Source organism: Telluria sp. ZB2R32 (assembly GCF_059685715.1).
The window spans coordinates 42,693-67,199 of sequence record NZ_JCASIG010000009.1 but is presented as its reverse complement, the minus strand read 5'-3'; the positions used below and the strand labels follow the sequence as shown (position 1 = coordinate 67,199).

Below are 24,507 nucleotides of genomic sequence, written 5' to 3'. Positions count from 1 at the left end.
CTTCCATGACAAAAAAGGACGCATCGTGAACCAGCGTTACCGACCGATCACGCGCCTGGGCCTTGGCGGCACCGGCCTCGGCGACATGTACAAGACCACCAGCGACGAAGCGGCGCACACCACGGTCGACGCCGCCTGGGATGCCGGCATCCGCTACTTCGACACCGCGCCGCACTACGGCGCCGGCCTGTCCGAACACCGCTTCGGGCAGGCGCTGCGCCGCCGCGCGCGCGACAGCTACACGCTCTCGACCAAGGTCGGGCGCCTGCTGGTGCCCGATCCGGTCGGCGAAATCGCGGCGCCCTTCGTCTCGGCGCTGCCGTTCCGGCGCGTGATCGACTACACGAGCGACGGCGCGCGCCGTGCGGTCGAGGACAGCCTGCAGCGGCTCGCCCTCGGCCACGTCGACATCGTCTACGTGCACGACCTGTCGCCCGACGCCTTCGGCCGCGACGATTACGAGCGCTACATGCGCATCGCCGCCGGCCCCGGCGGCGCCTTCGAGGGACTGGTCAAATTGCGCGAGCAAGGCGTCATCAAGGGCTGGGGCATGGGCGTCAACACCATCGAGCCCTGCCTGCGCGCACTGGAGGCTTCCGACCCCGACGTGTTCCTGCTTGCCGGACGCTACACGCTGATGGAGACGACGGCGCTGGCCGAACTGTTCCCCCTGTGCGCCGGGCGCGGCGCCAGCGTGGTGCTGGGCGGGCCGTTCAACTCGGGCTTCCTGGCCGGCGGCGACCATTACGACTACGCGCCCGCCAGCCAGGAAAAGCACCAGCAGCGCGAACGCCTGCGCCAGGTGGCGGCGCGCCACGGCGTCGACCTGGCCGCCGCCGCACTGCAGTTCGGCGCGGCGCACCCGGTGGTGTCGGCGACCATCCCCGGCGCCAGCAGCCCGCAGCACCTGCGCCGCAATGCCACGCTGATGGAGATGACGATCCCGGCGGCGTTCTGGCAGGAGCTGGTAGCCGAGGGCCTGGTCGCGCCCGAGGCGCCGCTGCCTGCAGCCTAGCAGCGTCGATTGACATGCTGCCAAGCAAGGAATAGTACGTTCGTGCGATAATATGGCCCCAGCCGAAACATGGCGTTTCGGCTGCCTTTATTTATCGCAAGAAAAGGTACTACCATGTTCAAGAAAATCGCAGTCGCAACCGCCCTCGTCGCCGCCGCATCGGCCGCCTTCGCCGCCGAGCCAACCCCGTTCTACGCCGGCGTCGACGTCTCCTCGACCAAGGTCACCGGTTTCGACGACAAGGGCGGCTACGGCGCCTTTATCGGCTACAAGATCAATCCGAACGTCGCCGTCGAAGCCGGCTTCAACCGCCTGGTCGACAGCGAGATCGACGGCGCCGACGTTACCCTGGACCAGACCGCGATCTCGCTGGTCGGCTCCGTGCCGCTGAGCGGCGGCTTCGACATGTACGGCCGCATCGGCTACAACCGCGTCGAAGGCGAGTACAAGCAATTCGGCTACAAGGTCAAGGACCACAGCAACAACGCCCTGTACGGCCTCGGCCTGGGCTATGCCTTCTCGCCGGTCGTCAGCGGCCGCCTGGAAGTGCAAAAGCCTGACACCGAGATCACCAAGATCGTCGCTGGCGTCGCCTTCAAGTTCTAAGCTTCATTCGGTTCCGACGTAAAAAAACCGGGCTGCTCGCGCAGTCCGGTTTTTTTTATGCGTCGGTTCGCACCGTTCAGGCGCCGGTCGCACCCACGCCGGCAGCCAGCAGCCAGGACACCAGCAGCAGGAAAGCCATCGCCGCCGCGAACAGGGTCGACAGGCGGCGGCTGGTCTCACCGTCCGCAAACAGGGCCGGCTTCTCGTAGTTGCGGCCGATGTAATAGGCATAGAACACGGTCGCCAGGTAGTGCACGGCGCCGAACATCTCGCCCAGTTCGCCCTTGCGCGGATGTTCGATCAGCAGGTGCGACAGCGCCACCAGCACGATGTAGATGACCGACGCGCCCAGCGGCGGCAGGTACAGGCCCATCGATTCGATCCAGCGCTTGAGGCCGGGACGGGTGCGCGCCAGGAAGGGCAGCACCAGGTTGTGGGTCAGGCCCGCGATCAGGATCAGCTTGAGCAGCACGGTCTTGTGCAGGCTCCCGCTGCCGAGCGCCAGGTTGTGCAGGTTGGTTTCGGCCTGGCGGTTGTTCTGGACGAAGAACTCGGGCGAGGTGATCCCCAGCACGCGCTGGAACCAGCTGACTTCCTCGAGCGCGGCCAGCGCCACCAAGGCCGACAGGCCGCCAAGGGCCAGCAGCTCGAACTTCGAGCTTCCCGGCTGCTTCAGGCGTTCGACGAACACGAAGCCGAGCATCACGGCGATCACGGCGAAGCACAGGAACTGCATCCATTCGACGATGCCGTCTTCGCCGAGCAGGCGCCACAGCGCCCTGGCGTCGGGACCGGACCAGGCGACGGCCAGGCCCAGGATAAAGACATTGATGGCGATCGCCATCAGGATGACCGGATGGGTCTGCCATTTGTTATTTGTCACGCATTACTCCTTACTTAATGAAAACGATTCGGCCGGGGCCGCCACCTGCGCTACCGCCACCTCTTTCGCCAGGTCGCCGCCAGGGCGTAGCGCACCGGCATTCTGCGCCCTTCTGCGCGCCAGCCGGCGCAAGCCCTGGCGCAACGCCGCGCCCACTGCCCAGGCCCACAGCAGCGGATCGAGCACGGCATCCCACAGGTTGCCGCTCGGCAGGCGCAGCAGGCTGAACAGCACGAGCGCGCCCAGCAGCGCGGCGTGCTGGCGCCCGCCGCGGCCGCGCACGAGCGCCAGCGCACAGGCAACCGCGCCGCACAGGGCCAGGACCGGCGCCGCCAGCGGGCCGAAACCGGCGTAATACATTCCGAGCGCGAGTACGCCCATGGCGTCGAGATAGAGCACGGCGCCGGCCAGCGCAAGCGGCGCCACCAGCACGCGTGGCACCAGGGCGCCGGGCGCCGTCCCGCGCCAGCGCGCATGCAGGCTGAACAGGCACAGCAAGGTCAGCAGGCCGCTCGGATACTGGAAGCTCAGGCCGAGCCAATAAGCCACGCTGCCCTCGCCCGTGACTGCCAGCAGCAGGCCGGCGCCGCCCAGCACAGCGGCAATCGCCGCGCGCCGCCGGCGCCATGCCGGAGGCAACAGCGCCGCCAGCGCGGCGGCGAGCACGATCGCCCAGGCCAGCCGGCCATAGGCGGCTTGCAATGCGAATTCCGGCAGGGTCATCAGGTATCCTTCCCGATCTGGATCTGGTAAGCGTGGTGCGCGATCGCTTCGCGCTGATGGGTATAGGTGATGTGCAGCTTGTCGCCGACCTGGTGCATGGTCGGATACGAGAACTCGTCGCCGGCCTTGCCGCTGGCGACGTCGGCGACCGTGCGCCAGACCTGGCCGTCGGTCGAGATCGACAGGCGCAGCATGCTGCGGTCCGAGCCGTTGACGGCGACGTGATTATGCAGCATCAGGATGTCGCCATTGGCCAGGCGCAGCGCCGCCAGCGAAGTGCTGTGGTTGGGCAGGTCGAGCGCCGGCAAGTCTTCCCAGCTGGCGCCGCCGTCGCCGCTGCGCGCGTGCTGCACCCGCTGTTCGTCGCTGGCGTCGCGCATCCAGGCGCGCACTTCGGTGCGCGACACCGGCACGATGGTCGGCTGCAGCGTCGACATGCGCGCGCCGATGCGCACGACGCGGGTCGGTTCGCCCTGCGCATCGAAGGCCATCGCCATCGGGTACTTGATGCCGAGTTCGAAATACACCGGCAGCCACCAGCCGCCGTCGGCGACCGCGACCGGCGCCGTGCGCACCAGCGTGCTGGTATTGAACAGCGGCGACAGCGGCAACAGCCTGCGCACGGCGAAGGTGGCGCCATCGTCCGCCGACACCATGTGCGCGATGCGCGACGCCGCCCATCCGCCCAGGCCGGTGGCGACGACGTACAGGTGGACGGCGCCGTCGGGCGCGGTCCAGGCGACCGGGTTGCCGATGCGGCGCACGCCGAAGCCGAGTGCGCGTCCCAGCGATTCGCGGCTGGCCACGACCCAGGGCGCGCTCCACTTGCCGTTGCGCGAGCGCGAGGCGTACACCTTCACATCCGGACCGCTCTCGCGGCTGCCGGCCCACCAGAAGGCGAGCAAGGCGCCGTTGGCGGTGGCGAGCGAACTGGCGTGCGCCGACGGCGTGTTGGCCGGCATCGGAATCAGCGAACTCGACAGTTCGACCAGCCGCGCCTGCCCGTGCGCATCGGCCGCGGCGGCCGACAGCAGCGACGGCGGCGCCGGCGCACGCATCCAGCGCGCGGCTTCGGCCGCGAACGCGGCCAGCACGGCCAGCGCGGCCAGTAAGGAGACGACGGTGGTCCGGGTCCAGCGGCGCAGCGGCGGGGTGCGGTGACTGTGCATGTGGGTAGTGGCAGAGGTCGGCTGTATCAGGCAGGCGCGGCACGCATCCTCGCGGCCTGCCAGCCGAAAACCGGCTGCTGCGTCTTGCCTTCAAACAATTTCAAACCGGGGATTTTAGCCGGATATCGGCGCTGCCGGGCGAGGCGGGCAAAAAAATGGCCGGGCCAGGGGAAGATTGTTGTGTGCAGTCCCGGGAAGGACAGCGGAAATGGCCATGTCGATAACGCGGCCCTGTGGGTCATCGAACGAACCGACGCATCCACGGCCATGCCGTCCTTAGCCGAAAAATGCCACTGTCCGTAGCGTGTGTGAAAAGATTGTCAGGGCAAGGCGGCGCAACGCCGCCATGGCGATTTTTTCACACACTCGTAGGGTGGGCTCCGCCCACGCGGTACTGCGTTCGCATATCGAAACATGCTTACAGGCGTTGCGGCGTGCGGCCGTACATCCGCGTGGACGGAGTCCACCCTACGATTTGCGCCAGTTATCGTTGACCCAAGAAAGCTATGGTCCGTAGGGTGGGCTGCGCCCACCAGCTTGTTAGCGCGGCAGGTCGAACAACAGCACTTCCGCGTCCGCCGCGCCATCGAGGCTGACCCGTGCCTCGTCGTCGATGCGCACCGCATCGCCCGCCTTCAGGGCCACGCCGTTCACGTTCAACGCACCGCGCGCCACGTGGACGTAGCCGATACGGCCCTGTTGCAGCGGGAAGCTGACCGCATCGTCGCCGTCCAGGATCGCCGCGTAGATCGAGGCATCCTGGCGGATCGAGACCGAACCTTCGCGTCCATCCTTGGATGCCACCACGCGCAGGCGGCCGGTTTTCGAGGCGGCGTCGAAGTGCTTTTCTTCGTAGCCGGCCGGGGCGCCGATCTCGTCTGGCTGGATCCAGATCTGCAGGAAGTGCACCGGCTCGGTTTTCGAATGATTGAATTCGCTGTGCACCACGCCTTTACCGGCACTCATGCGCTGCACGTCGCCGTAGCGCAGCACGGAACCGTTGCCCATGCTGTCCTTGTGTTCCAGCGCGCCGTCGAGCACGTACGAGATGATTTCCATGTCGCGGTGGCCGTGCGAATCGAAGCCGCGGCCGGCGGACACGCGGTCCTCGTTGATGACGCGCAGCGGCCCGACGCCCATGTGCGCCGGATCCTGGTAGTGGCCGAACGAAAAGGTGTGTTTCGAATCGAGCCAACCGAAATTGGCGACGCCGCGGTCTTCGCTTTTACGTACTTTCAACATCATGCGCTCCTTTTGTTCTCGGCTGTTCGAACGATTCGAACCTGGGCTCCTGTTCAATCTGGCCGTGCCGTGTTGTGCATGTGTTGCATTATGCGCGCCTGCCTGGCGAACAAAAAGCGAGTAGTTTGCAGACCTATCATCGAAATTTTCGAACGGCTTATTCGTCGGCCCTGCGGGCATGCATCGGTTCGCCGATCGCATAGAAGTGGCCGCCGGCCACGTGGTGGATGCTGCGCCACTCCGGACCCGCGTCTTCGAAATGCCAGTGCCCGTCGCGGAACACCCGCTCGTCGGCCCAGGCGGCCACGACTTCGCCGATGAACAGGTCGTAGCTGGACTGATTGTGCGGCTCCGGTACCAGTCGGCATTCGAGCCAGGCCGCGCAGCCGGCCACGAACGGCAGCGTATCGCCCGCAAGGCGCAGCAGTTCGACACCGGCCTCGACCAGCTTGTCCGGATGCCCGGCCAGGCTGCGGTTGCCCACTTCGTTGGTCAAGTCGAGCAGCGCCACGGTCGGCACCTGCACCACGAAGCGGCCGCTGGCCTCGACCAGTTCCCGCGTCTTGACGGCCTTGTCGAGCACCACGGTCAGCTTGGGCGGCGCGAAGTCGAGCGCGCAGGCCCAGGCGGCGGCCATGACGTTGTCGACGCCGTCGAAACGGCTCGACACCAGCACCGTCGGGCCATGGTTCAGTAGTCGATAAGCTTTTTCTAAAGGGACGCTCTGGATGTGCGGGTTCATGGATTCTCCAAAAAGGGGGGTTGCCTGGCCAGGTGCGGTTCGAGCGCGAACAGCGCCTCGACCCACTGCACGAACACGCGCAACCGCGGGTTGGCGATGCGGCCTTGCGGGTAGACCAGCGACACCGGCATCGGCACGGACGGCAAGTGTGCCAGCACCGCGACCAGCGCGCCGCTCGCCAGGTACGCTTGCACCATGTATGCCGCGGCCTGGATCAGCCCCAGGCCCTGCAGGCCGCAGCTGACATAGGCGTCGGCGTCGTTGACGGCGATCGCACCCGCCAGGCGCCGCCGCACCGGCTGGCCGTCGACGATGAAATCCCAGTCGAAGGGGCGACCGGTACGTCCCGAGAAGTGAACAACGCTGGTATGCCGCTCGAGGTCGTCGAGACTGGAAGGCGTCCCGTGGCGCGCGAGGTAAGCCGGCGCCGCGCAGGTCACGAACGACATGCTGCCGACCTGGCGCCCGATCAGGGCCGAATCGTCGAGTTCGCCCACGCGCAGCGCGCAATCGATGCCTTCGCGCGTCAGGTCGGCGACGCGGTCGCTGAGGGACACCACCAGTTCGATGCCGGGGTACTGGGCGTGAAACTCGCCGATGCGCGGCACCACCACCCGGCGGCCGACGGCGCCCGGCAGCGCCACGCGCAAACGTCCCTGGGGACTGCCGGCGCTGCCGCGGTACGGCGCCTCGGCCGCCTCGACCGCCGCCAGGATCTCCACGCACTGCGCGTAATACGCGGCGCCATCGGTGGTGAGCGAAATCGAACGCGTCGTGCGCAGCAGCAGCTGGGTGCCGAGCCAGGCTTCCAGGTTCTGCATGGTGGCCGTCAGCGAGGCGCGCGGCAGGTCGAGCGTTTCGGCCGCGCGCGTAAAACTGCCGGCCTCGACGATACGGACAAAGGTCTGCATGGCTTTGATGCGGTCCATCGGCGCCCTGGATTGTTCATGAAAAGTGAATTGTATAGCAGGATTCGGAGTAATTATCTTTCCAATCGCCTGCTCTAGAATGGCCGCATACGAACAAGGAATCGCCATGACGCCCACTACCGATATCTCGCCCGGCATGACCCGCCTGCTGGCCCTTGCCGCCGGCCTCATCGTCGCCAGCCTGTACTATGCCCAAACCCTGGTCGGCCCGATCGCGGCCAGCACCGGCCTCTCGCTCGATGCGGCCGGCCTGATCGTCACGCTGACCCAGGTCGGCTACGCGCTCGGCCTGCTGTTCATCGTGCCGCTCGGCGACCTGCTCGAAAACCGCAAGCTGGTGTTCGTCCTGTTGCTGGCGACGTCCGCCATGCTGGCCGCCGCCGCGTTCAGTTCGAGCGCCTGGCTGTTCCTGGCGACCTCGCTCGGCATCGGACTCGGCTCGGTCGCGGCCCAGGTGCTGGTGCCGTTCGCGGCGCACCTGTCGAAAGAAGCGACCCGCGGCCAGACCGTCGGCAAGGTCGTCAGCGGGCTGCTGCTGGGGATCATGCTGGCGCGCCCGGCGGCGAGCCTGGTGGCCGACCACCTGGGCTGGCATGCCGTGTACGGCGGTGCGGCGCTGGCAATCGCCGCCCTCGCCTTCGTGCTGCGCGCGCGCCTGCCGCAGCGCCGGCCCGATTCGGCCCTGCCCTACGCCCGCCTGATCGGCTCGATGTGGCAGCTGCTCGCCACCACGCCGGTGCTGCGCCGGCGCGCGGCCTACCACGCCGCCATGTTCGCGTCGTTCAGCCTGTTCTGGACCGTGACGCCGCTGGTGCTGGCCGGCCCGCTGTTCGGGCTGTCGCAGACCGGCATCGCCATCTTTGCCCTGGTCGGCATGGCCGGCGCGGTGGCCTCGCCGATCGCCGGACGCTTGGCCGACCGCGGCCATACGCTGGTCGCCACCGCCGCCGCCCTGCTGCTGGGCGTGGCCGGCTTCGCGCTGCCGCTGGTGAGCCCGGAGTCGCGCAATGTGGCGCTCGGCCTGCTGGTGATCGCGTCGATCGTGCTCGACATGGGCGTGGCAGCGAACCTGGTGCTGGGCCAGCGCGCCATCTTTGCTCTTGGCGCGGAGGTGCGCAGCCGCCTGAACGGGATCTTCTTCGCCCTCTTCTTTGCCGGCGGCGCGCTCGGTTCGGCGCTGGGCGGCTGGGTGCTTGCGCACCATGGCTGGAAGGCGGCGCTGCTGGCCGGGATGGCTTTCCCGGCGGCGGGATTGATGTACTGGATCAGCGAATGGACGGGCACGCGCCGCGTCAACCCCGGTGCAGCCCGGCTTCCTTGATCTTCTTGTCGGTGTTGTACTGGCTCAGCGCGTACACGGCCCAGATGGCGGCGGGCAGCCAGCCGATCAGGGTCACCTGCAGGATGAGGCAGATGATGCCGGCCATCGGGCGGCCGATTGTGAAGAAGGTGAGCCACGGAAGAATGAGGGCAATCAGAAAACGCATGGGGACTCCTTTCGGTCTGGTCGGTGAAACGATGGCAGTGCCGCCATCGTCGGTTCGTGGTGACCTTATCACGTATCGCGCAGCTGCCGAGCACCGCATCACGCGAAGCGGGCCAGTTCCTCTTCCGTAAAACCGGCGCGCCGGCGTGCTTCCAGGTTGAACGGGCCTTTCAGGACCGGCGCCTTGTAGCGTACGACCAGCTCGTCGTAGGTGGCGCGCAGCGGCAGGCCGCGCGCCGTGCACAGGAAACCGTACCAGCGATTGCCGATCTCGACGTGCCCGACCTCGTCGCGCAGGATGATGTCGAGGATGGCGGCCACCGCCGCGTCGCCGGCCTGGGCCAGCTTGGCGCGCAGGGGTGGAATCGCGTCCAGCCCGCGCGCTTCCAGCGTGCGCGGCACCAGGGCCATGCGCGCCAGCACGTCGCCCCTGGTCTTCTCGACCATCTCCCACAGGCTGTCGTGGCCGGCGAAGTCGCCGTAGGCATAGCCGAGCGTGGCCAGGTGCCGGGCCAGCAGCGAGAAGTGGTAGGCCTCCTCGTTCGAGACCTGCAGCCAGTCGGCGTAATAGGCGGCGGGCATGCCGGGGAAGCGCCACAGCGCATCGAGCGCCAGGTTCATCGCATTGAATTCGATGTGGGCCAGCGCGTGCACCAGCATGGCGCGGCCTTCCAGCGTCGCCATCGAGCGGCGCCCGACCAGGCGCGGCGGCACCAGTTCGGGGCGGGCCGGACGGCCGGGGATGGCGCCGGTCTCAATCAGCACGGCGGCGCTGTCGAGCGTGACCGCACCGGCGGCAAAGGCTTGCGCAAGTGCGGCGACGCCTGCCGTTTTATTCTGCGGGTCGGTCTCGATCAGGCAGGCGAGCGCTGCGGCGCGCAGTTCGGGCACTCTTTCCATCGTGAGTCTTCGGCGGTCAAAGGCGGCAGTGTAGCAAACCGCTAGCGCAGGTTCCCCGTATGCCCCAGCGAATAGCGCCCCGGCTGCGGCCAGACCGTCAACCCGTGCGGCTCGCCGCCCACCTTCACCTGGCGCACCGCGCCATCGCGCGTGTCGATGCGGTACACCACGTCGTCAAAGCGGCCCGCCAGCCAGAGCCAGTTGCCGTCCGCGCTGACGTTGCCCATGTCCGGGCTGCCGCCGTTCGGGATCACCCAGTGCGCGACGATCTTTTCGCTGGCGAATTCCATCACGTCGACGCTGCCCGGCCCACGGCGCTTGCCGTGGATGCGGTGCGTGCCGCGGTTGGTGATGAACAGGAATTTGCCGTCGCGGCTGGGGTACAGGCCGTGCGTGCCCGGACCCGAGGCGAGGAAGCCCACCTGCTTGAACGTGGCGCCGTCGACGATGTGGACGCCGTCGGCCTTCATGTCGGCGATGTAGAAGCGTTTGCCGTCCGGGGACACGCGCACGTCCTGCGGCATGCCCTTCTTGGTCGTGCAGATTTCGGAGGCGCCCGGATTGCGCGGATCGAAACCCTCGCGCACGCGCGTCTGCGGCATCGTCAGTTTCAGGTAACCCAGCACCGAGCGTGTGGTGAGGTCGATCTTCGCCACCGCGCCGTCGAACTCGCAAGTGAACAGCGCATAGCGGCCATCGATCGAGAACTCGGCGTGGTTGATGCCGCCGCATTTGGGCACCTCGATCGCGTACTGCAGCGCCATCGTGTGCGGATCGCGGAAGTCGAGCCGGCGCCGCGCCTCGGCCACCACGATGGCCGATTTGCCGTCGGGCGTGAAATACATGTTGTAGGGGTCGTCGACGGCGATCGCCTGCCCCGGCTTGCCGGTGACCGGGTCGATCGGCGTCAGGCTGCCCGTGTCCTGGCGCTCCGCATTGTTGGCCACCCACAGCGTGCGCAGGTCCCAGGACGGGATCACGTGCTGCGGACTCAGGCCGACCTTGAAGCGGTCGACCACCTTCATGGTCGCCGGATCGATCACGCTGACGTCGTTCGAACGCAGGTTCGGCACATAGATGCGCGCCAGGTCGCCGCGCACCGCCGCGCTCAGGTGGCCGGCGCCGATTTCGCTGTACAGGTTGCGCGGGTCTGGCACCGGCGGCATGCCGGCGACGGTGACGAAGGGCAGCGCTGCGGGAATCGGCGCCTTGGTGGTGCGCATGAGGATGGCGCCGCCGGCCAGCATGGAGAGGACGACGGCGGCTGCAATGGTTTGCTTGTATTGCACGGTGGGGGTCTTCAAGGTTGCCTGGTTGATTTTTGGGCGGCGCGGATGGCGGCGACCGATGCTGCGACGATGCGCTCGACGCCCGCCTGGCCGAGCGCGCTGGTGGCGCGGCGCGGATCGCCGTCGACACCCTCGCCGGCTGCCCTGGCGCCGAGCAGGTCGGCTCGCACCAGTGCCGGATCGATCGCCAGCATCAGCGCGGTATCGGCCAGGCCGCCATGCATGCCGATCTCGGCGGCGCCGACACCGTGGCGCTTCAGGTCGGCGACATAGTCCGTCTGCGTCACCCGGTAATAGTCGAGCAGCGCATGAACGCGGCAGGCGCCGTCGCGGTTGACGCGGGCGGCGACCCTCTCTTCGTTGCGCTGGTAGCCGCCATGGTCGCCCAGGAAGAACACGTCGCGCACGCCATGCCGGCAAAAGCTGCGCGCCGCTCCCTCCAGCACCGCCTCGAAGGCGGCATCCGGAATCGAGATCGTCCCGGCGAAGCGCATGTGCCCGCGCGGCGGCGCGATGGCGCCTTCGGGCACGTAGGCAATCGTCGGCGCCACCACCGCGTCGCCCAGGCTGCGCGCGATCCGGCCCGCCAGCACGCGGGCGCGCACATTGTGCTTGCCGAGCGCGATATGCGGTCCGCTCTGTTCGGTGCCGCCGATCGGCACCAGCACCGTGGTGGTGCCGGCGGCGATGCGCGCGCGCAGTTCGGGCGAGGTCAGGTCTTCGACGTAGACGCTGGTGGACGGGCTGGCCAGCGCCAGGGTCGGCGCGGCCAGCATGGCGGCCCCAAACAGCGTGTGGCGCCAGGCGTTCTGCAGAAAATGCATCGTAATTCGTTTCCCGGAAAGGGTGGCTGCGCTGCGGGCGAAGTACCTGCCGCGCTCGCTTCGACGCGATTGTAGAGCAACCAGGCCGGCCCTGCCGTGCGGCGGCAGGCGGCCAGCGAAACTTCGCGCCAGTTGTTGCAAACCTGCCGCGCCGCGGCTGATAGTTGCCACCAGTTCGGATTTTTCCGAAGCTTCATACGGAACTTGGTGGCTACCCGATCCGGGCATTGCGCAGCACACTCGGTGCGTGACCGGGACGTGCACCCTGGACGAGGATTCGATCATGCGCAAACTGCTCATAATGGCGGCGCTGGCCGCCGCGCTGGCCTTGCCGGCATTGGCCGAAGTGCAGCCCTTCCCCCCGTCGTTCCAGGCGCGCACGATCCCGGTCGACGGCGCCACGCTGCACGTGGTGGTCGGCGGCAAGGGCCCCGCCGTCGTGCTGCTGCACGGCTTCGGCGACACCGGCGCGATGTGGTCGCCGCTCGCCGCCAGGCTGGCCGCCACCCACACCGTGGTCGTGCCCGACCTGCGCGGCATGGGTTTGTCCTCGCATCCGGTCGGCGGCTACGACAAGTGGACCCAGGCCGCCGACGTGCGCGCGGTGCTGGCCAAGCTCGGCATCGACGCGGCCGCGATCGTCGGCCACGACATCGGCACCATGGTCGCCTTTGCCTATGCGGCGCGCTACCCAACTAAAACCCGGCGCCTGGTGGTGATGGATGCGCCGGTGCCGGGCATCGCGCCCTGGGACCAGATCGTGCGCAGCCCGCAGCTGTGGCATTTTTCGTTCGGCGGGCCGGATGCGGAACGGCTGGTGGCCGGGCGCGAGCGCATTTACCTCGACCGCTTCTGGAACGAGTTCGCCGGCGACCCGAACAAGATCGACGAAGCGACCCATGCCCATTATGCCGCCCTGTATGTGCGTCCCGGCGCCATGCGCGCGGCCTTTGCCCAGTTCCTTAGCTTCCCGACCGACGTCGACGACAACCGTAAGGCCATTGCGCGGCAAAAGCTGACCATGCCCGTGCTGGCGATCGGCGGGGGCAAGTTGTTCGGAACGAGTGAAGTGGTGGTGATGCGCAACGCGGCGGTCAACGTGACCGAGCTGGTAATTCCCGAGGCGGGGCACTGGCTGATGGAGGAAGCACCGGAGGCGATTATGAAGGCGGTGCAGTCCTTTGCTAATAGTAAGTAAGGACACAGATCGCCGAGCATCGTAGCCGTATAGCCTAGCAGTTTTATCAAAGCGAGCTCACCGGGCCACACCTAACGCCATATCGTCAATTCGCTGCAGGCTGAGACCTTCTGGCTGAACGCGTCCAATATTGATTGAGCGTTAGGTGGTGAATCGAGCCTGGCAGTGCGGACATTAAGTCGTGAAAACAGAAAAAGGTACCGCATAAGCGGTACCGTAAAATGAGCCGACTGCTACGTCGATACACGTCTGAATTTTGCAGAGCAAAGGAAGTTATCCCGCAAGCCCCACTAAAGACTGTCTTGCGTTTTTACTTTTTCCGCGGAACTCCAGCGTCAGAACGCTTCGCACGCCACTGGCCATCATCATTACGGCTACGGATGTTGCCAGCTGTCGGTCCAGTCTTGACAACCGGGCCTCCAGCCTTCTGTGGAGCAGTTCCCGGCTTAAATTTTTCGCTCACGTTAATCTCCTTAATGGCGCCTGTTTTTCACGATCCGCGTAGTTCACGGTCTTGACGACGCCGTTCTGCGAATTCACGCATACGTTCAGCGTCATAACGAGCTTGCGCAATCTTACTCTGTTGTTCCGCGCTTAGTCGCCCCGCCCGTTCTCGCTCAACATTGTCAAGCATGCTGTCGGTTTTTCGCGCTTGTTGACTTACCCACTCACCACTAGCATCTTTTAACTTATCCCACATTCCCATAGTTTCCTCCGGTCGGTTATTTCCATGTGGAAATAATCGCACGTAATGTACATGATTTCAAGAATTAATTGAACACGAGGCCTATTTAGCCAGCTCGCGGACTGCGAGATCAACATCGCATGTCGCTGACCAGTCCTTAGCAATTATCGGTCTCGATGATTAATGAATTAATGTCGCAGTAAGGAGCATGGCACTCCAGCACACGTCACTTATACGCCGTCAACAAGGAATTGGACGCTTTCCGTGTTGACTGGATCTGGCAATACGGTAATGAGGGTGAACATAAAAGTTTTTTTTAAATACCTGCTGGGGTTGGCTTTTCTTTGTGCTCTGCCTCTTGTCTTGCCATCGGCGCAAGCGACCCCACCTATCACGGATGAACGACCGCGCCCCCTCTCACCGCCTGCAGCACGACTTCCACCCCGCCGTCGCCGCCTGGTTCGCCGCCAGCTTCCCCGGCGCCACCGAAGCCCAGTTGCGCGCCTGGCCGCTGATCCAGGCCGGGCGCCCGACCCTAGTCGCGGCGCCGACCGGCTCGGGCAAGACGCTGACCGCCTTCCTGGCCGCGATCGACGCCCTGGTGCGCGAGAGCGAAGACGGCGCGCTGCCGGACGAGACCCAGGTGCTGTACGTGTCGCCGCTGAAGGCGCTGTCGAACGACATCCGCGTCAACTTGCAAGGCCCGCTCGAAGGCATCGGCGCCCAGTTGCAGGCGATGGGGCTGCCGCCGCACGGCATCCGCACCGCCGTGCGCACCGGCGACACCACCACGGCCGAGCGCAACGCGATGAGGAAGCGAGCGCCGCACATCCTGGTGTCGACGCCGGAATCGCTGTACGTGCTGCTCGGCTCGACCAGCGGGCGCGCGATGCTCTCGACCGTGCGCACCGTGATCGTCGACGAGATCCATGCCGTCGCCGGCAGCAAGCGCGGCAGCCACCTGGCGCTCAGCCTGGAGCGGCTCGACGCACTGTGCGGACGGCGCACGGTGCGCATCGGCCTGTCCGCTACCCAACGGCCGTTGTCGCTGGTGGCGGACTTCCTGGTCGGCCGCAGAGGCGGCGACTGCGCCGTGGTCGACGTCGGCCACGTGCGTGCGCGCGACCTGGCGCTGGAACTGCCGCCGGTGCCGCTCGACGCGGTGATGCCGAACGAAGTGTGGGAACGCGTCTACGACCGCATGCGCGACCTGGTGGTGCTGCACCGGACCACGCTCATTTTCGTCAACACCCGGCGCATGGCCGAGCGCGTGGCGCGCCACCTGGGCGACCGCCTCGGCAGCGAGCACGTGGCCGCCCACCACGGCAGCCTGGCCAAGGAATACCGGCTGGACGCCGAGCAGCGCCTGAAGCGCGGCGAGCTGCAGGTGCTGGTAGCGACCGCCTCGCTGGAACTGGGCATCGACATCGGCGACGTCGACCTGGTCTGCCAGGTCGGCTCGCCGCGCAACATCGCAGCCTTCCTGCAGCGCGTCGGCCGCTCGGGCCACCAGGTCGGCGGCACGCCGAAAGGCCGGCTGTTCCCGACCTCGCGCGACGACCTGATCGAATGCACCGCGCTGCTCGACTGCGTGCGCCGCGGCGAACTCGACGTGCTGCGCATCCCGCGCGCGCCGCTCGACGTGCTGGCCCAGCAGATCGTGGCCGAAGTGGCGTGCCAGGAATGGGGAGAAACCGCCCTGTTCGATCTGCTGCGCGGCGCCGCGCCGTATGCGGACCTGGAACGCAGCCGCTACGACGCGCTGCTGCGCATGCTGGCCGAAGGCTACACCACGCGCAATGGCGTGCGCGGCGCCTACATCCACCGCGACGCCGCAACGCAGTCGCTGCGCGGCCGGCGCGGCGGCAAGCTGGCCGCCGTCACCTCGGGCGGCACGATTCCGGAAAACGCCGATTACACGGTGCTGCTGGAACCGGCCGGCCTGTCGGTCGGCACGGTGAACGAAGATTTCGCGGTCGAGAGCCTGGCTGGCGACGTCTTCCAGCTCGGGAATACCTCTTACCGCATCATGAAGGTGGAAGCGGGCAAGGTGCGGGTGGAAGACGCCGGCGGCGCCGCGCCCAACATTCCGTTCTGGCATGGCGAAGCGCCGGGGCGCAGCGACGAACTGTCGCTGGGCGTGGCGCGCCTGCGCGCGGAGATCGAGGCGCAACTCGCGCGCGGCAGCGGCGAGGCTGCACTCGACCTGGCGGTGGACTGGCTCGACGAACACCTCGGCCTGAACGAGGACGCGGCGCGCCAGATCGTCGACTACCTGGCCCGTTCGCGCGCGGCCCTGGGCGCGCTGCCGACCCACGACACACTGGTGATGGAACGCTTCTTCGACGAATCCGGCGGCATGCAGCTGGTATTGCACAGCCCCTTCGGCAGCCGCATCAACCGCGCCTGGGGCCTGGCGCTGAGAAAACGCTTTTGCCGCACCTTCAACTTCGAACTGCAGGCCGCGGCCACCGAAGATGCGATCATCCTCTCGCTCTCGACCAGCCACAGCTTCCCGCTCGACGAGGTCTGGCGCTACCTGAAATCGGCCACGGCCGAACCGATCCTGGTACAGGCGCTGCTCGATGCGCCGCTGTTCAACGTGCGCTGGCGCTGGAACGCGACCACGGCGCTGGCGCTGCCGCGTTTTGCCGGCGGGCGCAAGGTCGCGCCCCAGCTGCAGCGCATGAAGAGCGACGATCTGCTGGCCTCGATCTTCCCCGACGGCGCCGCCTGCCTGGAAAACATCGCCGGCGACCGCGAGCTGCCCGACCACCCGCTGGTGGCGCAGACGCTGGACGATTGCCTGCACGAGGCGATGGACAGCGAAGGCTGGCTGTCACTCCTGCGCCGCATCGAGACCGGCGCCATTCGGCTGGTGGCGCGCGACCTGCCGGCGCCCTCGCCGCTTGCCGCCGAGATCCTCAATGCCCGCCCCTACGCCTTTCTCGACGACGCGCCCCTCGAAGAACGGCGCACCCAGGCCGTGATCAACCGCCGCTGGAGCGATCCGGCGACAACCGACGATATGGGCGCACTCGATCTCGACGCGATCGCCGGGGTGGCCGAGGAAGCCTGGCCGGCGGCGCGCAACAGCGACGAAGTGCAGGAAGCGCTGGTGGCGCTGGCGCTGATCACCCAGGGCGAAGCGCGCGCACGCGAAGGCTGGGCGCTGTGGCTGGAAGACCTGGCCGAAGCCGGGCGCGCCACGCGCATACGGACCAATGGCTTGCAGGCCTGGGCGGCGCTGGAACGGCTCGACCTGGTGCTGGCGGCGTATCCCGACGCCGAAACCAACCCGGTGCTGAGCATCCCCGACAGCCACCGCGGCAACGACGGCGCCCCCTGGACGCGCGACGCCGCCCTGGTCGAACTGGTGCGCGCGAGATTGACCGGCTTCGGGCCGCAGACCCTGCCCGCCATTGCCGCCGCCCTGGCACTGCCCGAGAGCACGGCGGCGATCGCCCTCGGCGCGCTGGAAGCCGAAGGCTACGTCATGCGCGGGCGCTTCACGCCCGGCGCCGAAGAAGAGGAATGGTGCGAACGGCACCTGCTGGCGCGCATTCACCGCTACACCATCAAGCGCTTGCGGCGCGAGATCGAGCCGGTCGAGGTGCGCGACTTCCTGCGCTTCCTGTTCGACTGGCAGCACCTGACCGAAGACACGCAATGGCGCGGCGAGGACGCGCTGCCCCTGCTGCTGGCGCAGATGGAAGGCTACGAGGCCGCCGCCGGCGCCTGGGAGGCGGACCTGCTGGCGCTGCGCCTGCGCGACTACTCGCTGCTCTGGCTGGACGAACTGTGCCGCGCCGGCAAGATCGTCTGGACCCGCATTGACGCCCCGCGCGCCGCCGCCGGCGGTCCGGTGCGGGCGACGCCGATCGTGCTGCTGCCGCGCCGCCAGGTGGCGCGCTGGCACACGCTGCCGCTGCCGGCCGGTCCGACCGCCAGCCCGCTCGACCTTTCCCCGCGCGCCGCGAAGGTGCTGGACGCGCTGCGCCGCGACGGCGCCATGTTCTTCGACGAACTCCAGTTCGACGCGCGCATGATGCCGGTCGAACTGGAGGCCGCGCTCGGCGAACTGGTGGCGACTGGCCTCGCGAATGCGGACAGTTTCGTCGGCCTGCGGGCGATGCTGCTGCCCGCCGCGAAACGCGCCAAGAGGGAAAATGCGGATAAAAAACGCCGCCGCGGCGCCGGTCCGACGATGGAAGAAGCCGGCCGCTGGGCGCTGGTGCGGCGCAGCGAGCCTGAAGAAACCGGGCCCGCCGCGCGCCAGCGCAAGCTCGACCCCGAGACGCTCGACTACGTCGCCATGACCCTGCTGCGCCGCTACGGCGTGATGTTCTGGCGCCTGCTCGAACGCGAGGCCGCCTGGATGCCGTCCTGGCGCGAGCTGCTGCCGGTCTTTCACCGATTGGAGGCCCGCGGCGAGATCCGCGGCGGGCGTTTCGTCGCCGGCTTCTCGGGCGAGCAGTTCGCGCTGCCCGAGGCGATCCCGCTGCTGCGCGAAGTGCGCCGCCGGCCGCTCGACGGCTCGCTGGTCTGCATCTCGGGTGTCGACCCGCTCAACCTGTGCGGCACCCTGCTGCCGGGCGACAAAGTGCCGGCGCTGGGCGCCAACCGCATCCTGTTCCGCGACGGCGTGCCGGTGGCGACCGTGGTCGCCGGGAAGATCAACTACCTGGTCGATCCCGGGACCGAGCGCGAACTGCTGCACGGGCGCCTGGTCGGCCGATACTAGGGACCGCCCACGGCGTAGCGCGCTGGCACAGCATTTATTTTACTGTTGTAATAAAAAAACAATTGGTTGCGATCTATTATTTTCTGTCATACGATGACTGATCACTGCCCGATAACAACAGGAGACACGCATGAAGAAAACCGCCATCGCCTTGGCAAGCCTCGCCTTCGCTGCCGGCGCCGCCCACGCGCAAACCAACGTCACCATTTACGGCATCATGGATGCGGGTCTGCTGCATGAACGCGGCGGCGCGGCCGGCAGTGTCACCAAGGTCGGCAGCGGCATCGGTTCCGCTTCGCGCATCGGGTTCCGTGGCACCGAGGACCTCGGCAACGGCATGCAGGCCGTGTTCACGCTGGAAAACGGCACCAGGATCGACACCGGCGAAGTCGATGCCGCCGGCACGCTTTTCAACCGCCAGGCCTGGGTGGGCCTCAAGACCAGGGCCGGCATGATTTCGCTCGGCCGCCAGTACACGCCCTGGCACCAGGCGCTGGCCCAGGTCGGCGACCCCTTCACGACCGGCTATGCCGGCGGCTCGAAGAACGTGTTCCCGGACTTCGGCGCCAACGTCCGCACCAGCAATACAGTGATGTACACCTCGCCAACGGTCAGCGGCTTCACCGGCGACATCGCCTACGCCTTCGGCGAACAGGCCGGCAGCACCGTACCGGGCCGCAACATGGGCGCCTCGGTCGGCTACGTCAACGGCCCGCTGAACGTGCGCCTGGCCTACAACCACAAGAACTCGAACGTGGCCGCCGCCCCCGGCGTGGCCCCGGTCGTGCGCGGCAACGCCAGCAACAAGCTACTCGCCGCCAACTACGACTTCAAGATCCTGAAAGCCTACCTCGCGGTCAGCTTCGACAAGGGGTTCAACGCCGCCCCGCTGGGCAACGGCAATAATCCATATGGCTTCCGCCGCCCGACGGCATCGACCGACGGCAACGAAGTCCTGCTGGGCGTGGTGGCGCCGGTCGGTCCCGGCAACGTCGTCGCCACCCTCATGCGCAAGGACGACCAGACCAGCTTCGACCAGGACGCGCGTTCGTGGGGCATCGGTTACCTGTACTCGCTGTCGAAGCGCTCGACGATCTACACGGTCTACGGCCACACCGTCAACAAGAACGGCGCCGGCTACACGGTGGCTAACAACACCGACGCCGGCACCGGCGACCGCGCCTTCAACCTGGGCATACGCCACACCTTTTAAGCGGCGCTCTGTCGGAACGATCGAAAGCCACCCGGCCGCGGCCGGGTGGCTTTTTTCTGGCTCCATTGCGAAGACCCGTAAGGTGGGCGGCTATATCTGGCTGCATGCCCATCTGCTGCCTGGATGCCGCCCACGCGTTCAACCACGCCTTGAAATTTCGCGACGATTTTTCGGCTGGTTGAACGCGTGGGCGGCGCAAACGTCTGTGGTCTCGCAAACTGAAGAGGTGGAGCCGCCCACCCTACGGGTCTGCGCATCGTTCTCGAAACAGCCGGATGCAACACACTATCAACGCCAGCACGAAAAAAGCCACTGGACGCAAATCCAGTGGCTGTTGTTTGCGCCCTGCGCGACCGCTCAGCGCACGAAACTCGGGCGCTTGTTGTCGAACTTCCAGCCGGGGAAAATGAACTGCATCGCCTGCGCGTCGTCGCGCACGCCCAAGCCCTTGGCCAGGTAGAGCTGGTGTGCCGCTTCCAGCGCTTCCATGTCGATCTCGACGCCCAGGCCCGGTTTGGCCGGCACCTCGATCATGCCGTCGACGATCTGCATCGGCTCTTTCGTCAGGCGCTGGCCGTCCTGCCAGATCCAGTGGGTGTCGAGCGCCGTGATCTTGCCCGGCGCGGCGGCGCCCACCTGCGTGAACATGGCCAGCGAGATGTCGAAGTGGTTGTTCGAGTGCGAACCCCAGGTCAGGCCCCAGTCGTTGCACATCTGCGCCACGCGCACCGAACCGGCCATGGTCCAGAAGTGCGGGTCGGCCAGCGGGATGTCGACCGATTGCAGCTGGATCGCGTGGCCCATCTGGCGCCAGTCGGTGGCGATCATGTTGGTCGCGGTCGGCAGGCCGGTGGCGCGGCGGAATTCGGCCATGACTTCGCGGCCCGAGTAGCCGTTCTCGGCGCCGCACGGGTCTTCGGCATAGGCCAGCACGTGGTCCATGCCGCGGCACAGGCGGATCGCTTCCTGCAGGGACCAGGCGCCGTTCGGGTCGAGCGTGACGCGCGCCTCGGGGAAGCGCTCGGCCAGCGCGGTGACTGCCTCGATCTCGGCGTCGCCGGCAAGCACGCCGCCCTTCAGCTTGAAATCCTTGAAGCCGTAGCGCGCATACGCCGCTTCGGCCAGCCGGACCACCGTTTCCGGCGTCATCGCCTTTTCGTGGCGCAGGCGCAGCCAGTCGTCCGGCTGGTCCGGCTCGCTCGCATATTCCAGGTTGGTCACGTTGCGATCGCCCACGTAGAACAGGTAGCCGAGCATCTCGACGCGCTCGCGCTGCTGCCCTTCGCCCAGCAGCGCGCACACCGGCACGCCGAGGAACTTGCCGAGCAGGTCGAGCAGCGCCGATTCGACGGCGGTGACGGCGTGCACCGCGATGCGCAGGTCGAAGGTCTGCAGGCCGCGGCCGCCGGCATCGCGTTCGGCGAAGGTGGCGCGCATTTTGTTCAGCACGCCCTGGTAGTTGCCGATCGACTGGCCGACGATCAGTTCGCGGGCGTCTTCCAGCGTCTGGCGGATCGGTTCGCCGCCCGGCACCTCGCCCACCCCGGTATTGCCGGCGTTGTCCGTCAGGATCACGATGTTGCGGGTGAAATAAGGCGCGTGCGCACCGCTCAGGTTGAGCAGCATGCCGTCGCGTCCCGCCACCGGGACGACGCGCATTTCGGTGACGATCGGCGCGTTCTGGTGCGCGGCTTGCTGGTTCGTGCTGGACATGATAAGTCTCCGTTCAGTATTCATGTAATCATTGCGGGAGGGGCGGCGCTGCGCCCTCTTCCCATGTTGCGGGCTCGCTGGCTCAGTCGGCCGCTTAGTCAGCTGTAATCTTGCCGACTTCGATCACGTTCTTCCAGCGCGCCGATTCCGTCTTCTGGAATTGCTCGAACTGTTCCGGCGTGTTGGCGACGATCTCGAAGCCCTGCTCGACCAGCTTGGACTTGATGTCCGGCTCGTTGAACGCGGCCACGATGGCGCCGTGCAGCTTGGCCTTGACGTCCTTCGGCAGTCCTTTCGGCGCCGCGAATGCCTGCCACGAGTAGATGTCCACGCCCTGGATGCCCGCTTCGGCCAGCGTCGGCACTTTCGGCAGGATCGCGGCGCGCTGCTCGCCGGTCACGGCCAGCACCTTCAGCTTGCCGGCCTTGATGTGCGGCAGCGCCGCGTTGATGTTGACGAACGAGACGTCGGTCTGGCCGCCCAGCAGGTCGGTGATCGCCGGCGCGCCGCCTTTATAGGGCACATGCAGGCCGCTGGTGCCGGTCTTTTGCCAGAACAGCTCGGCCGTCAGGTGGTCCGAACTGCCGTTGCCCGAGGAGGCGAAGGTGACCTTGCCCGGATTCTGCTTGAGCGTGGCGATCAGTTCCTGCACGGTGTTGGCCTTGACGTTCGGGCTCGCCACCAGCACGTTGGGCGCGCGCACGGCCACGGTCAGCAGGTCGAAGTCCTTGGCCGGATCGTAGGCCAGGCGCTTCTGCAGCCACGGATTCATGGCGTACACGCCGATCGAGGCGGCCATCAGCGTGTAGCCGTCGGGCGCCGCGCGCTTGACCATGCCCGCGCCGATGGCGCCGGTCGCGCCTGGACGGTTGTCGACGATCCACGGCTGGCCGAAGCGGGCCGTGATCTTGGGGCCGATCGCACGGGCGATCGCATCGGTCGAGCCGCCGGCCGGGAACGGCACGACCACGGTGATCGTCTTTTCCGGCCAGGCCGCCTGCGCGCCGAGCGCGACCGACATCCCCACCGCTAAGCCCAACAGCATTTTCTTGGCATTCATCCTTTGTCTCCTGAAATGGTCCGCTGCACGAATTCGCTTACTACCTGTTGTCAGTTGTCTGATAACTGACCTTAGTATAACCATTTTCGGAAAGTTGGCAATCACTCCTTCATGGGGCGTGTTGTAGTAACGTACGTGTCACCATTCGTCCGGACAGCGCCATGAATTGTTGCTCGACGCTAACCACACGTCAGTCACGTACCTACTCGATTGCACTTGTCTGTCATCTGACATAAGCACCGCGTATAATCACCGTGTCCGCAAGGCGGCCCGACCAATTCATCTTTTGACCATGATTCCTACCCCGCTCGCAGCAGCACCGCCGAAAAGACACCGCAACCTGGCCCAGGGCGTGGTCGCCCACCTGAGCGACCGCATCAAGGGCGGCAGCCTGAACCCTGGGGACAAGCTGCCGACCGAGTCCGAGATCATGCGCATGATGGGCGTGAGCCGCACCGTGGTGCGCGAGGCGATTTCGCACCTGCAGGCGGCCGGCCTGGTCGAAACCCGGCACGGGATCGGCACCTTCGTGCTCGAGCCGTCGAACGCGCCGATGGGCCTGGACCCGGCGACAATCGTGACCATGCGCGACGTGCTCGACCTGCTCGAACTGCGCATCAGCCTGGAAACCGAAGCCGTCGGCCTGGCCGCCACCCGCCGCAGCGACGAGCAGCTGGCGCAACTGCGCGCCGCCGTCGACAGTTTCGAGGAATGCGCGCGCCGCGGCGGCGAGACCGTGGCGCCGGACATGGCCTTCCACCTGCTGATCGCGCAGGCGTCCGGCAACCGCTATTTCCACGACATCCTGACCCACCTGGGCAGCAACATCATCCCGCGCGCGCGCCTGAACTCGGCGCATTTCTCGGACGACGGGCCGGGGCCGTTCATCGAACGCGTGATCCACGAACACGAGAACATCTTCAGTGCGATCGCCCGGCGCGACGCCGAAGGGGCGCGGGCAGCCATGCGTACGCACCTGAGCAACAGCCGCGAGCGCTTGCGCAAGGCGCAGGAGGCGAGCGGGGTTACTGGCTGACGGGTACTGCGGCGTTTGTTTCTGATCGAGCGCAGTACCGCGTGGGCAAAGCCCACCCTACGAAAAGCACGAATCTGTAGGGTGGGCACTCGTGCCCCGCGTTCGTACCCTCGCATACCGCACTGCCTCCAGCACCTATATTTCGTTGGTCCACTTGCAACATTCAGCGGACTTAACTAAGATCCTGTAGTTTTGATCACGCCATCCACTCAGGACGACCCCGCACCATGAAGAAGACCCTCGCCCCGGCCGAAGCCGGTGCCATTGAACCGCGACTGTACCGGGTGGTATCGGGCAAGATCGAGGAGCTGATCCGCGCCGAGAACATCCGTCCGGGCGAGCGCCTGCCCTCGGAACGCGACCTCGCCACCAAGCTCGGCGTCTCGCGCACCTCGCTGCGCGAAGCGCTGATCGCCCTCGAACTGGGCGGTACGGTCGAGGTGCGCGGCGGCTCGGGCGTGTACGTCAGCGAACAGGCCACCCCGGTGGCCGAGGTGCCGACCGCCGGCCCCGGCCCGTTCGAGGTGCTGGCCGCGCGCCGCCTGATCGAGGTCGAGATGGCGGCGCTGGCCGCCAAGCACGCCAGCGATTCGGCGATCGACGCCATCCTGGTCGCCGTGCTCGAGATGGAACAGCACCACGAGGAACGCAGCGGCAACGAGTCGGCCGACCGCAACTTCCACCTGGCGATCGCGCGCGCGACCGGCAACAGCGCCATGGTCGGCGTGATCGAATACCTGTGGAGCCAGCGCGGCTCGCTCTGGCACAAGCTGAAGGAACACTTCCAGACCGAGGAACTGCGCCAGCAGACCCTGCTCGACCACCGCGCCATCTTCGCCGCCATCGCCGACCACGACGTCGCCGGCGCGCGCACCGCGATGCGCGCGCACCTCGACCGGGTGACGCGGACGTTCTCGCGGGGCTGAGCAAGGGAGACCGTTCTGCTAACGCATTTTGTGTTGGCCGTGGCGCACCGTAGGGTGGGCATGCCCACCCTACGGTGCGCTGCTGCTAACGAAAAAGCCCCCGCATCCGCGGGGGCTTTTGCTA

General features: G+C 66.9%; 20 protein-coding genes. 8 read left to right on the top strand and 12 right to left on the bottom strand.

Going from position 1 to position 24,507, the window contains the following annotated elements; translation table 11 throughout:
* Window positions 1-22 precede the first annotated feature (22 nt).
* Both AC56LG_RS22235 and AC56LG_RS22230 read left to right on the top strand, forming a co-directional pair.
* On the top strand, window positions 23-1,015 hold the full coding sequence (locus AC56LG_RS22235; RefSeq protein ID WP_497168334.1) for an aldo/keto reductase: 993 nt from the start codon (window positions 23-25) through the stop codon (window positions 1,013-1,015).
* 114 nt (window positions 1,016-1,129) lie between these two features.
* Window positions 1,130-1,621 carry a porin family protein gene (locus tag AC56LG_RS22230; protein WP_497168200.1) on the top strand — a complete coding sequence of 164 codons (492 nt, stop codon included), beginning with the start codon at window positions 1,130-1,132 and terminating at the stop codon, window positions 1,619-1,621.
* Window positions 1,622-1,697: 76 nt separating this feature from the next.
* On the opposite strand, the gene AC56LG_RS22225 is transcribed toward AC56LG_RS22230, so the two are convergent.
* The 6 genes from AC56LG_RS22225 to AC56LG_RS22200 form a co-directional block, all read right to left on the bottom strand.
* A complete protein-coding gene (locus AC56LG_RS22225; RefSeq protein ID WP_497168199.1) occupies window positions 1,698-2,504 on the bottom strand; it encodes a hypothetical protein in 807 nt (268 codons plus the stop codon).
* A 3-nt stretch (window positions 2,505-2,507) separates the two neighbouring features.
* A complete protein-coding gene (locus tag AC56LG_RS22220; RefSeq protein WP_497168198.1) occupies window positions 2,508-3,227 on the bottom strand; it encodes a hypothetical protein in 720 nt (239 codons plus the stop codon).
* Window positions 3,227-4,396 (bottom strand): sialidase family protein, encoded by a 1,170-nt coding sequence (locus tag AC56LG_RS22215; RefSeq protein WP_497168197.1) that lies wholly within the window; start codon window positions 4,394-4,396, stop codon window positions 3,227-3,229. The genes AC56LG_RS22220 and AC56LG_RS22215 overlap by 1 nt, the downstream gene beginning before the upstream one ends.
* 540 nt (window positions 4,397-4,936) lie before the next feature.
* Complete coding sequence (locus AC56LG_RS22210) at window positions 4,937-5,638, bottom strand: pirin family protein (protein WP_497168333.1); 702 nt, start codon at window positions 5,636-5,638, stop codon at window positions 4,937-4,939.
* A 157-nt stretch (window positions 5,639-5,795) separates the two neighbouring features.
* On the bottom strand, window positions 5,796-6,380 hold the full coding sequence (locus AC56LG_RS22205) for a flavin reductase family protein (RefSeq protein WP_497168196.1): 585 nt from the start codon (window positions 6,378-6,380) through the stop codon (window positions 5,796-5,798).
* Window positions 6,377-7,309, bottom strand: coding sequence for a LysR family transcriptional regulator (locus AC56LG_RS22200; protein WP_497168195.1), 933 nt, complete (start codon window positions 7,307-7,309; stop codon window positions 6,377-6,379). The genes AC56LG_RS22205 and AC56LG_RS22200 overlap by 4 nt, the downstream gene beginning before the upstream one ends.
* A 106-nt stretch (window positions 7,310-7,415) precedes the next feature.
* On the opposite strand from AC56LG_RS22200, the gene AC56LG_RS22195 reads away from it, so the two are divergent.
* Window positions 7,416-8,630, top strand: coding sequence for an MFS transporter (locus AC56LG_RS22195; protein ID WP_497168194.1), 1,215 nt, complete (start codon window positions 7,416-7,418; stop codon window positions 8,628-8,630).
* Here the strand turns inward: AC56LG_RS22195 and AC56LG_RS22190 are convergent.
* From AC56LG_RS22190 to AC56LG_RS22175, 4 genes are all read right to left on the bottom strand, one after another.
* A complete protein-coding gene (locus tag AC56LG_RS22190) occupies window positions 8,602-8,796 on the bottom strand; it encodes a YqaE/Pmp3 family membrane protein (RefSeq protein ID WP_497168193.1) in 195 nt (64 codons plus the stop codon). The two genes, AC56LG_RS22195 and AC56LG_RS22190, sit on opposite strands and share 29 nt — an antisense overlap.
* Before the next feature lie 98 nt (window positions 8,797-8,894).
* Window positions 8,895-9,695, bottom strand: coding sequence for a ferritin-like domain-containing protein (locus AC56LG_RS22185; RefSeq protein WP_497168192.1), 801 nt, complete (start codon window positions 9,693-9,695; stop codon window positions 8,895-8,897).
* 41 nt (window positions 9,696-9,736) lie between these two features.
* The gene (locus AC56LG_RS22180) at window positions 9,737-10,918 is read right to left on the bottom strand and encodes a YncE family protein (RefSeq protein WP_497168332.1); all 1,182 of its coding nucleotides are present in this window, start codon (window positions 10,916-10,918) and stop codon (window positions 9,737-9,739) included.
* A gap of 77 nt (window positions 10,919-10,995) precedes the next feature.
* Window positions 10,996-11,808, bottom strand: a complete 813-nt coding sequence (locus AC56LG_RS22175; protein ID WP_497168191.1) for a creatininase family protein — start codon at window positions 11,806-11,808, stop codon at window positions 10,996-10,998.
* Between the two features lie 283 nt (window positions 11,809-12,091).
* On the opposite strand from AC56LG_RS22175, the gene AC56LG_RS22170 reads away from it, so the two are divergent.
* From AC56LG_RS22170 to AC56LG_RS22160, 3 genes are all read left to right on the top strand, one after another.
* Entirely contained in the window at window positions 12,092-13,006 is a 915-nt protein-coding gene (locus AC56LG_RS22170) for an alpha/beta fold hydrolase (protein WP_497168190.1), read from the top strand.
* A 1,082-nt stretch (window positions 13,007-14,088) separates the two neighbouring features.
* Window positions 14,089-18,435, top strand: a complete 4,347-nt coding sequence (locus AC56LG_RS22165) for a DEAD/DEAH box helicase (RefSeq protein WP_497168189.1) — start codon at window positions 14,089-14,091, stop codon at window positions 18,433-18,435.
* A 130-nt stretch (window positions 18,436-18,565) separates the two neighbouring features.
* Entirely contained in the window at window positions 18,566-19,648 is a 1,083-nt protein-coding gene (locus AC56LG_RS22160; RefSeq protein ID WP_497168188.1) for a porin, read from the top strand.
* A 357-nt stretch (window positions 19,649-20,005) separates the two neighbouring features.
* On the opposite strand, the gene gudD is transcribed toward AC56LG_RS22160, so the two are convergent.
* Together gudD and AC56LG_RS22150 are read right to left on the bottom strand one after the other, a co-directional pair.
* Window positions 20,006-21,361 (bottom strand): glucarate dehydratase, encoded by a 1,356-nt coding sequence (gudD, locus tag AC56LG_RS22155; RefSeq protein ID WP_497168187.1) that lies wholly within the window; start codon window positions 21,359-21,361, stop codon window positions 20,006-20,008.
* Window positions 21,362-21,455: 94 nt separating this feature from the next.
* Window positions 21,456-22,421 (bottom strand): Bug family tripartite tricarboxylate transporter substrate binding protein, encoded by a 966-nt coding sequence (locus AC56LG_RS22150; protein WP_497168186.1) that lies wholly within the window; start codon window positions 22,419-22,421, stop codon window positions 21,456-21,458.
* A gap of 292 nt (window positions 22,422-22,713) precedes the next feature.
* Between AC56LG_RS22150 and AC56LG_RS22145 the strand changes: the two genes are divergently transcribed.
* Both AC56LG_RS22145 and AC56LG_RS22140 read left to right on the top strand, forming a co-directional pair.
* The gene (locus AC56LG_RS22145; protein WP_497168331.1) at window positions 22,714-23,457 is read left to right on the top strand and encodes a FadR/GntR family transcriptional regulator; all 744 of its coding nucleotides are present in this window, start codon (window positions 22,714-22,716) and stop codon (window positions 23,455-23,457) included.
* Between the two features lie 227 nt (window positions 23,458-23,684).
* The gene (locus AC56LG_RS22140) at window positions 23,685-24,383 is read left to right on the top strand and encodes a FadR/GntR family transcriptional regulator (protein WP_497168185.1); all 699 of its coding nucleotides are present in this window, start codon (window positions 23,685-23,687) and stop codon (window positions 24,381-24,383) included.
* Window positions 24,384-24,507: the final 124 nt, after the last annotated feature.